Source organism: Curtobacterium herbarum, assembly GCF_016907335.1.
GTDB classification, from domain to species: domain Bacteria; phylum Actinomycetota; class Actinomycetes; order Actinomycetales; family Microbacteriaceae; genus Curtobacterium; species Curtobacterium herbarum.
Genome location: NZ_JAFBBT010000001.1, coordinates 916,566 through 930,251 on the forward strand (window position 1 = coordinate 916,566; position 13,686 = coordinate 930,251).

At 72.0% G+C, this 13,686-nt stretch carries 11 protein-coding genes; all 11 read left to right on the plus strand.

Annotated elements, in window-relative coordinates; translation table 11 throughout:
- Positions 1–84: 84 nt before the first annotated feature.
- On the plus strand, positions 85–1,083 hold the full coding sequence (locus JOD51_RS04470; protein ID WP_204607210.1) for a LacI family DNA-binding transcriptional regulator: 999 nt from the start codon (positions 85–87) through the stop codon (positions 1,081–1,083).
- A 127-nt stretch (positions 1,084–1,210) separates the two neighbouring features.
- A complete protein-coding gene (locus JOD51_RS04475; protein WP_204607211.1) occupies positions 1,211–2,926 on the plus strand; it encodes a xylulokinase in 1,716 nt (571 codons plus the stop codon).
- Complete coding sequence (locus tag JOD51_RS04480) at positions 2,926–3,627, plus strand: L-ribulose-5-phosphate 4-epimerase (RefSeq protein WP_204607212.1); 702 nt, start codon at positions 2,926–2,928, stop codon at positions 3,625–3,627. Before JOD51_RS04475 ends, JOD51_RS04480 begins: the two co-directional genes overlap by 1 nt.
- Positions 3,624–5,171, plus strand: coding sequence for an L-arabinose isomerase (gene araA / locus JOD51_RS04485; RefSeq protein WP_204607213.1), 1,548 nt, complete (start codon positions 3,624–3,626; stop codon positions 5,169–5,171). The genes JOD51_RS04480 and araA overlap by 4 nt, the downstream gene beginning before the upstream one ends.
- A gap of 29 nt (positions 5,172–5,200) precedes the next feature.
- Positions 5,201–6,478: a D-arabinono-1,4-lactone oxidase gene (locus JOD51_RS04490; protein WP_307839394.1), complete on the plus strand. Its 1,278-nt coding sequence runs from the start codon at positions 5,201–5,203 to the stop codon at positions 6,476–6,478.
- A 449-nt stretch (positions 6,479–6,927) separates the two neighbouring features.
- Positions 6,928–7,098: a hypothetical protein gene (locus JOD51_RS04495; protein ID WP_204607215.1), complete on the plus strand. Its 171-nt coding sequence runs from the start codon at positions 6,928–6,930 to the stop codon at positions 7,096–7,098.
- A gap of 123 nt (positions 7,099–7,221) precedes the next feature.
- Entirely contained in the window at positions 7,222–8,079 is an 858-nt protein-coding gene (locus tag JOD51_RS04500) for a cation-transporting ATPase (RefSeq protein WP_204607216.1), read from the plus strand.
- 185 nt (positions 8,080–8,264) lie between these two features.
- Positions 8,265–9,932 carry an ABC transporter substrate-binding protein gene (locus tag JOD51_RS04505; protein ID WP_204607217.1) on the plus strand — a complete coding sequence of 556 codons (1,668 nt, stop codon included), beginning with the start codon at positions 8,265–8,267 and terminating at the stop codon, positions 9,930–9,932.
- Positions 9,929–11,659: a dipeptide ABC transporter ATP-binding protein gene (locus JOD51_RS04510; RefSeq protein ID WP_204607218.1), complete on the plus strand. Its 1,731-nt coding sequence runs from the start codon at positions 9,929–9,931 to the stop codon at positions 11,657–11,659. Before JOD51_RS04505 ends, JOD51_RS04510 begins: the two co-directional genes overlap by 4 nt.
- Positions 11,656–12,594 (plus strand): ABC transporter permease, encoded by a 939-nt coding sequence (locus tag JOD51_RS04515; RefSeq protein ID WP_204607219.1) that lies wholly within the window; start codon positions 11,656–11,658, stop codon positions 12,592–12,594. The genes JOD51_RS04510 and JOD51_RS04515 overlap by 4 nt, the downstream gene beginning before the upstream one ends.
- Positions 12,591–13,589 carry an ABC transporter permease gene (locus tag JOD51_RS04520; protein ID WP_111074753.1) on the plus strand — a complete coding sequence of 333 codons (999 nt, stop codon included), beginning with the start codon at positions 12,591–12,593 and terminating at the stop codon, positions 13,587–13,589. The genes JOD51_RS04515 and JOD51_RS04520 overlap by 4 nt, the downstream gene beginning before the upstream one ends.
- The last annotated feature ends 97 nt before the right edge of the window (positions 13,590–13,686 follow it).

Consider the following 13,686-nt stretch of genomic DNA (forward strand, 5'->3'; position numbering starts at 1 on the left):
CACGGACGTCAGGCGCGCAAGGGCTCCGTGCACCGGCTTGCGTATGATCATCCGAACGTCCAGACCATCGGAAAGGCGGTTGCCGTGACGGCCGAACGCACCGGAGCGCCGACCCGCATCACCGACGTCGCCGCGCTCGCCGGCGTGTCGATCGGCACCGCGTCGAAGGCGCTCAACGGCACCGGTCAGCTGCGCGACTCGACGCGGCAGCGGGTGAAGGACGCCGCCGAGAAGCTCGGGTTCGTCGGCGACGCCCGAGCCCGCGCGCTGTCCTCGGGGCGGACCTACACCGTCGGCATGATCACCACGGACTCGTTCGGTCGGTTCTCGATCCCGGTGCTGCTCGGCGCCGAGGACGCGCTGTCCGCTGGGCAGATGGCCGTGCTGCTCTGCGACACCCGCGACGACCACGTGCGCGAGGCCCACTACCTGCGCTCCCTGGCGGCACGCGGTGTCGACGGCGTCATCGTGACCGGGCGGTCCGCCGACGCCCGACCGCCGATCGACGTGTCGATGCCGGTCGTCTACGCCTTCACGCCCTCCACCGACGAGGCCGACGTCTCGATCACCCTCGACGACGCCGCCGGCTCGGCACTCGTGGCCACGCACGTGCGCTCACTCGGTCGGCAGCGGGTCGCCGTCGTGACCGGGCCGGAGCGGCACCGGTCGGCGCTCCGACGGGCGGACGGTGCGTCCTCGGTGCTCGGGTCGCACCTGGTGGCACCGCCGCTGTTCGGCGAGTGGTCCGAGCGCTGGGGTCGACAGGCCGTGGACGTGCTCGCGCGCCAGGCGCCCGACGTCGACGCGATCGTGTGCGGCAGCGACCAGATCGCCCGAGGCGTGTGCGACCGACTGCGGGAGTCCGGCCGGTCGGTGCCCGGCGATGTCGCGGTGACCGGGTTCGACGACTGGGACGTGATGGCGCTGGCGAGCCGACCCCCGCTGACCACCGTGGACCTGCGGCTCGAGGAGCTCGGCCGCGTCGCGGGGCAGGCGCTCCTGGCGCTGATCGACGGCGGGACGGCCGCGTCGGCGTCGGTCGCCCCCACGCTCGTCATCCGCGAGAGCACCGTCGGCGTCTGACGGCTCCGGAACGCGGACGACCGCCTCCGGTGCGCTGTGCGGCGACGCGGCCCGACGAGTTGTCCGGGTGAGCGCTCACGCGCTACGGTGTGAGCGCTCACTCGACGGCGAGAGCAGGAGGCCCACCATGAGCGACGACCGGACCCGCGAGATCGCGGACGGCCGCACGACCCTCGGCATCGAACTCGGGTCGACCCGCATCAAGGCGTGTCTGGTGGGCGAGGACCTGACGGTCATCGCCGCCGGCAGCCACGAGTGGGAGAACGAGTTCGTCGACGGTCGCTGGACCTACCCGCTGGCAGCGGTCGAGACCGGCGTCCGCGCCGCGTACGCCGCACTCGTCGCCGACCTGCAGGCGCAGCACGGCACGGTGCCGACGACGTTCCGCGCCGTCGGGGTCTCGGCGATGATGCACGGCTACCTGCCCTTCGACGCCGACGGTGAGCTGCTCGTGCCGTTCCGCACCTGGCGCAACACCTCGACCGGCCCGGCCGCGGCGGCCTTGAGCGACGCGCTCGGGTTCAACATCCCGCTCCGCTGGTCGATCGCGCACCTGTACCAGGCCGTCCTCGACGACGAGCAGCACGTCGCGCAGACCACGGGCATCACGACGCTCGCCGGGTACGTGCACCGCCAGCTCACCGGGCAGGACGTCCTCGGCGTGGGGGACGCCTCGGGCGTGTTCCCGATCGACCCGGCCACCGGCGACTACGACGCCCGGATGCTCGACACCGCACAGGACCTGATCGGCGTCCCCGACCTCCGCGCACTCCTGCCCGAGGTCCGCGTCGCCGGCCAGGACGCCGGCCACCTGACCCCGGCGGGCGCCGCCTGGCTCGACCCCACCGGCACCCTGCAGCCCGGCGCCCCGCTCTGCCCGCCCGAGGGCGACGCCGGCACCGGCATGGTCGCCACCAACGCGGTCGCCCAGCGCACCGGCAACGTCAGCGTCGGCACGAGCATCTTCGCGATGGTCGTGCTCGAGCGGCCGCTGTCCACCCCGCACGAGGAACTCGACGTCGTCACCACCCCCGCCGGTGACGCCGTCGCGATGGTGCACTGCAACAACGGCGCCAGTGAGATCGGCAGCTGGGCCCGGGTCTTCGGGCGCTTCGCCGAGGCCGCCGGCACCCCGACCGACGCCGACACCGTCTTCCGCACCCTGCTCGACGAGGCCGCCACCGCCGACCCCGACGCCGGCGGACTGCTCGCCGTCAACTACCTGGCCGGCGAACCCGTCACCGGCGTCGAGGACGGCCGACCGCTGCTCCTCCGCGCCCCCGACGCACGCTTCACGCTCGGCAACCTGGTCCGCGCCGAACTCATGGGCGCGTTCGCCACGCTCGCCATCGGCATGGAGGTCCTGCACGCCGAGGACGTCGCCGTCGACCGGATGACCGCACACGGCGGACTCTTCCGGACGCCCGGCCTGCCGCAGCGCCAGCTCGCCGCCGCACTCCGCGTGCCCGTCGCGCTCGAGGCCACCGCCAGCGAGGGCGGGGCGTGGGGCATCGCGGTCCTCGCCTCCTACCTCGAGCACGCGGCCGGCACCTCGCTCGCCGAGTACCTCGACACGACCGTGTTCGGATCGGCGGCGTCGGACGTCGTCGACCCGGACCAGCGCGACGTCGACGGGTTCACGGCGTACCTCGATCGGTTCCGGACAGCGCTGCCGATCCAGGCGATCGCAGCGGGTGTGCCCGGAGCGGCTCCGACGCCCGGAGCGACCCCGACGCCCGGCGCGACCACGTCGGCGAGCGCGACCACGTCGGCGAGCGGGCCGACGACGGCAGCCGAACCGAGCCTCCCGACCGAACAGCAGCAGGAACAGGACGTGAACTGATGACCGACGACACCACCACGGCGGCCGTCGCCGCAGCGCGGGAGCGCGTGGCCCGACTGCACGGCGAACTCGTCCGCTACGGGCTGGTCATCTGGACCGGCGGCAACGTCTCCGAGCGTGTGCCCGGCACCGACCTGTTCGTCATCAAGCCGAGCGGCGTCGTCAGCGAGGACCTGACCCCCGAGAACCAGGTCGTCTGCACCCTCGACGGCGTCCCGGCCGAGGGCTGGGGCAACGCGCACGGGCCGTCCTCCGACACCGCCGCGCACGCCTTCGTGTACCGCAACATGCCCGAGGTGAACGGCGTCGTGCACACCCACTCGACCTACGCCACCGCCTGGGCCGCCCGCGCCGAGGAGATCCCCTGCGTGATCACCGCGATGGCCGACGAGTTCGGCGGCCCGATCCCGGTCGGACCCTTCGCGATCATCGGCGACGACTCGATCGGTCAGGGCATCGTCGCGACGCTCAAGGACCACCGGTCGCGCGCGGTGCTCATGCAGAACCACGGCGTCTTCACCATCGGCAAGGACGCGAAGGACGCCGTCAAGGCCGCCGTGATGTGCGAGGACGTCGCCCGCACGGTCCACATCGCGAAGCAGGGCGGTGACCTCGTGCCGATCGCGCCCGAGGACGTCGACCGGCTCTTCGATCGATACCAGAACGTCTACGGACAGAACCCCGAAGGAGCCATGCGATGACGCAGGACACCCCCACCACGACGGACGCCGTCGACCCCGAGGCCACGCTCGAGCGCTACGAGGTCTGGTTCCTCACCGGCTCGCAGGGCCTCTACGGCGAGGAGACCCTCCGCCAGGTCGAGGCACAGAGCCGCGCCGTGCACGCAGAGCTCGCGCCGCACGTCCCCGTGAAGCTCGTGTGGAAGCCCGTCCTCAAGGACGCCGACGGCATCCGCCGCGCCCTCATCGAGGCCAGCGCGGACGACGACGTCATCGGCGTGACGACGTGGATGCACACGTTCAGCCCCGCGAAGATGTGGATCGGCGGCCTCAACGCGCTGACCAAGCCGCTGCTGCACCTGCACACGCAGGCCAACGTCACGCTGCCCTGGGCGGACATCGACTTCGACTTCATGAACCTCAACCAGGCCGCCCACGGCGACCGCGAGTTCGGGTACGCCCTCGCCCGCATGGGTGTCCGGCACGCCACCGCCGTCGGCCACGTGTCCGACCCGCGCGTGCAGCAGCGCGTCGCCGACTGGACCCGAGCCGCCGCCGGAGCCGCCGCGATCCGTGAGCTCAAGCTGACACGGTTCGGCGACAACATGCGCTACGTCGCCGTCACCGAGGGCGACAAGACCGAGGCCGAGATCGAGCTCGGCGTGCAGGTCAACACCTGGGGTGTCAACGACCTCGTCGCCGCCGTGGACGCCGCGACGGCCGACACCGCCGCGGTCGACGCGCTCGTCGCTGCGTACGAGGCGGAGTACGACGTCGACCCGTCGCTCCGCGGCGACGGCGACCGGCACGGCGCCCTCCGCGACGGTGCCGCGATCGAGCTCGGCCTCCGCGCCCTGCTCGCCGAGAACGGCTCCGCTGCGTTCACCACGAACTTCGAGGACCTCGGCACGCTCAAGCAGCTGCCCGGCCTGGCCGTCCAGCGACTGATGGCGGACGGGTACGGCTTCGGCGCCGAGGGCGACTGGAAGACGGCCGTCCTGGTCCGCGCGATGAACGTCGCCGGTGCCGGGCTGCCCGGTGGTGCCTCGCTCATGGAGGACTACACGTACGACCTCACCCCGGGGGCCGAGAAGATCCTCGGCGCGCACATGCTCGAGGTGTCGCCGACCCTGACGTCGTCGACCCCGACGCTCGAGATCCACCCGCTCGGCATCGGCGGCAAGGACGACCCGGTGCGCCTGGTCTTCACCGCCGACGCCGGCCCCGCGGTCGTCGCCGCCCTGAGCGACACCCGCGACGGCTTCCGCCTCACCGCGAACGTCGTCGAGGTCGTCCCGCCGACCGAGGCGCTGCCGAACCTGCCGGTCGGCCGTGCCGTCTGGGAGCCGCAGCCCTCGTTCCCGGTCTCGGCCGAGGCCTGGCTCACCGCCGGTGCCGCACACCACACCGTGATGACGACCGCCGTCGGCATCCAGGTGCTCGAGGACCTCGCCACCATGATCGGCACCGAGTTCCTGGTCATCGACGAGCACACCACGGTGCGCGGCTTCCGCGACGAGGTCCGCACGCAGCAGACCTGGCACCGGCTCGACCGGGGCTTCTGAGTCAGGTCGGGAGGCCTACCATGAGCGACGTGATCGACGACGACACCACCACCGCAGCCCACACCCGCACCAACTGGGCGGGGAACGTCACCTACTCGGCGAGCCACCTGGCGGAACCGACGAGCGTGGACGACCTCCAGCGGCTGGTCGCCTCGACCCCGCGCCTGACGGCGCTCGGGTCACGGCACTCGTTCAACACCATCGCCGACACCGACGCGGTGCAGGTGACGCTGACGGGCCTCCCGCCCGAACTCGACGTGGACTCCGACCGGCGCGTGGCCCGCGTCGCCGCCGGACTCACGCACGCCCAGGTCGCCGTCGGCCTGGAGGCCCGTGGCTGGGCCCTCGCGAACCTCGCCTCCCTGCCGCACATCTCCGTCGCCGGTGCCGTCGCGACCGGCACCCACGGCTCCGGTGTCGGCAACGCGTCGCTCGCCCAGTCGGTCGTCGGACTCGAGATCGTCCGGGCCTCCGGCGACGTCGAGGTCGTCGGTGCGGACGACCCCCGGCTCGACGCGCACCGGGTCGCCCTCGGCGCGCTCGGCGTCGTCGTCGCCGTGCACCTGGCGGTCGAACCGACCTACCGGGTCGCGCAGACCGTCCACACCGGGCTCGGCTGGGACGTCGTCGACGCGCAGTTCGAGTCGATCATGTCCGCCGGCTACAGCGTCAGCATGTTCACCGGCTACACCGACGACGGCATCCGGCAGATCTGGACCAAGCGGCGCGAGGACCGCGACGACGCCGTGGTCGACCTCGCTGCCCTCGGGGCGGTCGCCGGGGCCGAACCGATCCACCCGGTACCCGGCAGCGAGACCGCCGGCGTCACCGAACAGGGCGGCGTCCCCGGACCCTGGCACGAACGGCTGCCGCACTTCCGGTCGTCGTTCACGCCCTCGGCCGGCGAGGAGATCCAGGCCGAGTACATGATCGACGCGAGCAACGCCGTCCCCGCGGTCCACGCGCTCCGGCAGATCGGGGACGCCCTCGCCCCCGTGCTGTTCGTGTCCGAGATCCGCCGCATCGCCGCCGACGACGCCTGGCTCGCACCGAGCTCCGGACGGGACTCGGTCGCGTTCCACTTCACGTTCCGCCGCCAGAACGAGGACGTCGCGGTCGCGCTGCCCCTGATCGAGCAGGCCCTCGCGCCGTTCGGACCCCGGCCGCACTGGGGCAAGGTCGCGTCGGCGAGCCCGGAGCGGCTGCACCAGGTCTACCCGCAGCTCGGGGCGTTCGCCGCCCTGGCGCGGGACCTCGACCCGGAGGGGCGCTTCCGCAACCCGTTCCTGGACCGCGTGCTCGGCTGACCCCGCCGGACGGGAGCGCCCCGCGCCGCTGGATGCGGTGCGGGGCGCCCTCGTCACTGGCCCTTGCGGCTCAGGTCGTGCAGGAACCGGGCGAGGGTCACGAGCAAGCTCGCGATCCCCAGCCACGGGACCTGACGCCTGGGCCGGCGCTCGTCGTCGTGGGACATCGAGACCTCCTGGTGTCATCGCCGGCGGACACGAGGAGCGTCAGGCCAGGGGTGTGCCGCCGAGCGAGCTCGGCTACACTGCTTCCCGAGTGCTGAACTCGGGGAACGGTGTCTTCCCCTGGCCCTCCACTCGGAGAGCGAACCGAAGCCCGGGACTGTTCCTGCAGTCCCGGGCTTCACTCGTTCGCTCCGAGCGCGGTCCGGCGGTTCCGCGCTCGACGGCCAGCCTACCGGCGTGATACATGTATTCCAGTGTCACCACAGCTCGGAGGGCGGAACGGCATGGACGTCATCGGATCGCATCTCGTTCCGTTCCTGGCACTGGTCCTGCTCGGCGCCGTCGGGCTCTGCGGCGTGATCGCCTGGCAACTCACCGCGCCGCTCCGGCGCCCGTACCGAGACGACGTCGGCGGCGTCGGATCGACGGTGCCGGAAGACGTCGACACGGAGTGACGATGGTCAGGGCGCGAGCGCAGGCGTGCCTTTCTCGCTGTTCACAGGAGATGCCCGGGGACTGCACCGCCGTTCCACCGGGTCGTCGCCGGGGCTGTGCACGTGCGGACGCAAAGGTCAGGCATGGCGAACCTGAACCGCATCCTCGGCATGGCCTCGAAGGTCATCGACAAGCAACTCCAGAAGCGCTCCGGCCAGCAGCCCGGCAGCGGGCAGCAGTCCGGGGGCGTGCAGCAGTACCGACAGCCGGCTCGTCCGGGCGGGACCGACTGGCGGGGACTGGTCCGGACGGCGGCGGACAAGCTGACCGGCGACGACCGCAGCACGCAACCGCACGCGGAGCCGCACGGACAGCCCGCGCAGTCGCCGTCCGGACGCCAGCAGCAGCGCCCCGTCGGCAACCACCAGGCCCGTCCCGGCGCATCGAGCGAGGCCGACCGCGTCGCGATCGCGAAGTACGACTACCTGCTGAAGACCGCCGATCCCGAGCGGCTCGAGCAGGCCCACCACGACGCGTTCGCCCGACTCACCCCGGAGCAGCGCCAGCAGGTCCTGCAGCGGCTCAACGCGGAACTGCCGCAGCACGACCGGGGGACCGATGCCTCCGCGGCGGGTCTCGCCCGGACCGCGACACGGGGCGAGACGAGCCGTCCCGGGACCATGCGGAAGGTGCTCGGCGGCGCCGCGATCGGCGGCGGCGCCCTGGCGGTCGGCGGTCTCGCGGTCGCGGTCGCCGGCGGTGCGGTCCTCAGCGCGGCCGCGGGACCGGTGCTCGCGCAGGCGGCGGACCTCGGCGTGGACTTCGAGGGCGTCGCGGCCGGCCTCGGCGACACAGTGGGCGGCGGTCTCGGTGACCTCGGCGGCAGCGTGGAGGGCGTGGCGGCGCAGGGGGAGCAGGCGCTCGGCGGACTCGGCGAACAGGTCGGGAACCTCGGCGAGGGCTTCCAGTGGCCGGGGATCGGCGACTTCTTCGACCGCTGAGCCGCGTCCGCAATACCCGACGGTCTCCAGATCGCGACCACCGTTCGGGAATGGCGGGCGACGCCGACGACTTGGAGTGTTTCGTTGTGCGTCGTCCCGCACGCTCGGGATTCGGAACGGATCCGGGCGCGGTGCCAGGATGGACGCCGCCCACCCGGCACCCCCGAACAAGGAGACCCGTCGTCATGAGACGTCCGAAGCGCCTGACCATCACCGCGGCAGTCGCCGCCGCAGCGGCCCTGGTCCTCACGGGCTGCTCGGGCGGCAACGCCTCCGACGACGCCAGCGGCGGGACGGACAAGGGCGGCACGCTCAACATCCTCACCTCGCAGACCACGTTCCACCTCGACCCCGCGACGAGCCAGAGCCTCGGCATCACGTCGATGGGCCTCGTCGCCCGTCGCCTCACCACCTGGGACGTCGAGCCGGGCAAGACCGCGAAGGTCGTCCCGGACCTGGCCACGAACACCGGTGTCGCCAGTGACGGCGGCAAGACCTGGACCTACACGCTGAAGGACGGCGTCGAGTTCCAGGACGGCACGCCGATCACCACGAAGGACATCAAGTGGGGGATCGAGCGCTCGTTCGCGCCGACCCTGTCCGGTGGTTTGAGCTACCACAAGTCGCTCCTGGTCGGCGGCGGCGACTACAAGGGTCCGTTCGAGGGCAAGAGCCTCGACAGCATCGAGACGCCGAACGACAAGACCATCGTCTTCAAGCTGAACGACGCGTACGGCGACTGGCCGTGGCTCGCGTCGATGCCCGCGTTCACCCCGGTCCCCGAGGGCCAGGGCACCGACACCGGCGCCTACGACCTCAAGCCGGTCGCGTCCGGCCCGTACCAGGTGCAGTCGAACCAGCAGGGCTCACAGGTCACCCTGGTCCGCAACAAGGCCTGGTCCGCGAAGACGGACGACGTGCGCACCGCCGGCCCCTCGAAGATCGTCTTCAAGGAGAGCCAGGACCCGTCCACCATGACGCAGACGCTGATCGCCGACAACGGTGACGCGAAGAGCTCGTTCGGCGCGATCTACCTCGGTGCCGCCGAGCTCAACCAGGTCCGGAGCAACCCGTCCGCGCAGGACCGCCTCGCCACGTCGAAGGCCGGCCCGATCAGCTACATGGCGATCAACACGCAGCGCGGCGAGCTGCAGGACCTCAAGGTCCGTCAGGCCCTGCAGTACGCGGTCGACCGCAAGTCCTTCCGGATCGCCGCGGGTGGAGCCCTCGCCGGCACCTACGCGTCGACGCTGATCACGCCGGGCATCGCCGGTCGCCAGGACTACGACCTCTACAAGACGAGCGCCACGGGTGACGTCGACAAGGCGAAGTCGCTGCTGAAGCAGGCCGGGGTCTCGAACCTCAAGCTGACGCTCGTCACGCAGAACGACCCGACGTACCTCGCCCAGGCGCAGGCACTGCAGGCCGGTCTCAAGCGCGCCGGCATCACGGTGACGCTGAAGCCCCTCGACTACGACTCGTTCACGCAGGCCACCACGAACGGCACCGACTTCGACCTGTCGCTGTCGAGCTGGCAGCCGGACTTCCCGAGCGCGAACGCCAACCTGCAGCCGCTCTACGACTCGTCGCAGATCGGTGGCGGTGGCTACAACGTCTCGAAGTACAGCAACCCGAAGGTGGACGCCCTCATCGCGAAGGCCAGCGCCACGGTCGACCAGTCCGACGCGCAGAAGATCTGGGCGCAGGCGGACAAGACGATCATGGCCGACGCTCCGGTCGTCCCGCTGATGTACGCCAAGCAGTCGTTCCTGGCCGGCTCGGACGTCGACAACTTCCAGATCGCCGACTTCCCGGCGTACCCGAACTACCTCAAGGTCTCGCTCGAGCAGTGACCGATCCCATCCTGGAAGTACGGGGGCTCCGCGTCGCGTTCGGCGACGCGGAGCCCGTCGTCCGTGACGTCTCCTTCGACCTGACGCCCGGACGTGTCCTGGCGCTCGTCGGAGAGTCCGGCTCCGGCAAGTCCGTCAGCGCGATGAGCGTGCTCGGACTCCTGCCGCCGCAGGCGCGGGTCGAGGGCAGTGCCCGGTTCCGCGGCGAGGAGCTCGTCGGCGCACCCGTCGAGGAACTGCGCCAGGTGCGCGGCGCCGGCATCGGCGTGGTGTTCCAAGAACCGATGAACTCGTTCACGCCGGTGCTGTCGATCGGGACCCAGATCGCCGAGGCCGTCCGGGCACATCCGACCACCCTCGACCGCGCCGGGGTGTCTGCCCGGGTCGACGAGCTGCTCCGGTCCGCCGGCATCGACGACTCGTCGCGGATCCGCAAGGCCTTCCCGCACGAGCTCTCGGGCGGCCAGCTGCAGCGCGCGATGATCGCGATGGCGCTGGCCGGTGACCCGGTCGCACTCATCGCGGACGAGCCGACGACGGCCCTCGACGTCACCGTGCAGGCCGGGATCCTCGACCTGCTCCGGACCCTCTGCCGCGACCGCGGGCTCGCGGTGCTGCTCATCACGCACGACATGGGTGTGGTGGCGGACGTCGCCGACGAGGTGCTCGTGATGCGTCGCGGCGACCCGGTCGAGCACGGCCAGGTCGTCGACCTGTTCGCCCACCCGCAGGCCGAGTACACGCGAGCGCTCCTCGCCGCCGTGCCCGCCCTGGAGGCGCGTCCCACCCCCGCCACGGACGGCGCCTCCGCCGAGACTCGCCCTGGCGGACACGACGCGGCCCTCGAGAGCCGCGATCTGTCCGCGGAAGCGAGACTCGGCGCGGCGCCGCTCGACGACGCGGCGCGTGCCTCCCGGCCGCTGGTCGCGCGCATGCGCGACGTCGGCGTGCGGTACTCGCGCCGCGGCGCACCGACCGTGTCGGGCATCGACCTCGAGCTGCACGCCGGCGAGACCCTGGGCCTCGTGGGGGAGTCCGGCTCGGGCAAGACCACGATCGGCCGTGCCCTGGCCGGCCTCGTCCCGGTGGTCGAGGGCACGGTGGACGTCGACGGGCAGGACCTCCGCACCGCCCGCGGCCGTCGACTCCGCGAGATCCGCAAGCGCGTCGGCATCGTGTTCCAGGACCCCGCCTCGTCGCTGAACCCCCGGCAGAGCATCGGCTGGAGCATCGCCGAGCCGCTCCTCGTGCACGAGCCGAACGCCGACCGACCGGCACGCGTCCGCGAACTGCTCGAGGCCGTGCAGCTCGATCCGTCGTGGGCCGAGCGGTTCCCGCACCAGCTCTCCGGCGGGCAGCGGCAGCGGGTCGCCGTGGCGCGGGCACTGGCGCTCCGGCCGGCGCTGCTCATCGCCGACGAGCCGACCTCGGCGCTCGACGTCACCGTGCAGGCCGCGGTGCTCGACCTGCTCCGTGACCTGCAGGTCGAGTTCGGGTTCGGGTGCCTGCTCGTCAGCCACGACCTGGCCGTCGTCCGGCAGCTCGCCGACCGGGTCGCGGTGCTGCACCACGGGCGGATCGTCGAACACGGTACGACCCAGGCCGTCCTCGACGACCCGCAGGAGGACTACACACGCATGCTGCTCGCCGCCGCACCGGTCGCCGACCCGGCCCGACAGGCCGAACGCCGCCGAGCGTGGCGCGAGTGGGAAGGGGTGGTCGCATGACCGCGAACGTCGTCGAGCGTCCGGTCCGCCCGGCCCCGGGCTCCGGCACCGGCTTCCGTGCCGTCGTCGGACGCATCCGTCGTGACCGCTGGGCCGTGGTGTCCGCGGTCGTGATCGCCGTGTTCGTCGTGGTCGCCCTCGCGGCACCGCTCATCGCCGGGATCAGCGGGCAGGACCCGTACGGGTACAACGTCGGGGCCCTCAACGACTTCGGCGCCCCCCGCGGCTCCCTGGGCGGGATGAGCGCGGCGCACTGGTTCGGCGTCGAGCCCCTGACCGGCCGCGACCTGTTCGCGATCGTCACCTACGGCGCGCGGACCTCGCTCGGCATCGGGCTCGCCGCGACCGTGCTGTCGCTCGTCATCGGCGTGCTCGTCGGCGTCACCACCGGGTTCTTCGGCGGCTGGTACGACCGGGTGCTCAGCCGGGTCGTCGACGTGATGTTCGGCTTCCCGTCGCTGGTGTTCATGATCGCCCTGACCGCGATCGTGCCGACCTCGTTCCCGAAGCCCGTCCTGGTCGTCCTGGTCATCGGGTTCTTCGGCTGGCCGGCGGTCGCGCGCGTGATCCGCGGTCAGACCCTGTCGCTCCGGGAACGGAACTACGTCGTCGCCTCGACCGCGATGGGGGCAGGCCGCTGGCACGTCATCCGCACCCAGCTCCTGCCGAACCTGGCGGCGACGATCACCGTCTACGCCACCATCTCGATCCCGTCCATGATCGGCGCCGAGGCCGCGCTGTCCTTCCTGGCCGTCGGCGTCACCCCGCCGACGCCGTCGTGGGGTCGCAGCATCGGCGACGCCGTCGGGTGGGTGCAGACCGACCCGATGTACCTCGTCTTCCCGGGAGCCGCCCTGTTCCTCGTCACGCTGGCGTTCAACGTGCTCGGCGACGCCCTCCGCGACGCCCTCGACCCGAGAGGAGGCAGCCGATGACCGCGCTCCGCTTCGTGCTGTTCCGGGTGCTCGGTGCCGTCGTCGTGCTGCTCGTCGTCGCCGCGATCACCTACGCCCTGTTCATGCTCCTGCCGACGAACCCGGCGCGGGCGATCTGCGACAAGCCCTGCACCCCGGACCGACTGGCGCAGGTGCAGGCGTTCCTGGGCACCGACAAGCCGTGGATCCTGCAGTTCACGGCCTACCTCGGCGGGATCTTCACCGGCCGCTCGTTCGGCAGCGGTGTCTCGGCCGTGCAGTGCGCCGCACCCTGCTTCGGCTACTCGTTCCAGCTGCACGAGAGCGTCACCACGCTCATCGTCGACCGCCTGCCCGTCACGGCTTCGATCGCGATCGGTGCGGCGCTCCTCTGGCTCGTCGCGGGCGTGCTCGGCGGGACCGCCTCGGCGCTCCGTCCGGGTTCGGCCCTCGACCGCACCGTGATGACCGTCGCGGTGGCGGGGGTGTCCTCGCCCGCGTACCTGATCGGGCTGCTGTCGATCCTGCTGTTCGGCTTCGTGCTCGGGATCCTGCCGACCAGCGGGTACGTCCCGTTGACCGAGGACCCGGTCGGTTGGCTGACGCACCTGGTGCTGCCGTGGTGCGTGCTCGCGTTCATCAGCGCCGCGATCTACGCCCGCCTGACCCGTGGTGAGATGCTCGAGGCGATGGGGCAGGACTTCGTCCGGACCGCCCGCGCGAAGGGCCTCCGCGAGCGGCAGGTCGTCGTGCGGCACGGGCTGCGGACGGCGATCCTGCCCGTGGTGACGCTGTTCGGGCTCGACCTCGGCACGCTGCTCGGCGGCGCGGTCATCACCGAGAAGGTGTTCTCGATGCAGGGGCTCGGCGCGCTGCTCATCGACGCGGTGCACACGCTGGACCTGCAGGTCGTCGTCGGGTTCACGGTGTTCTCGGCGTTCCTGGTCGTCACCGCGAACGTCGTCGTCGACCTGGTCTACGCCGTGGTCGACCCGCGGGTGCGCCGCCGGGCGTAGGGCGGGCCTCCCGTCCTTCCGCTCCGGCCCGCCCGCCTGCGGTGCCGGCCGGACCCGCACGACAGGAACCGGCCCGAACCACTGCATCCCGTGGTTC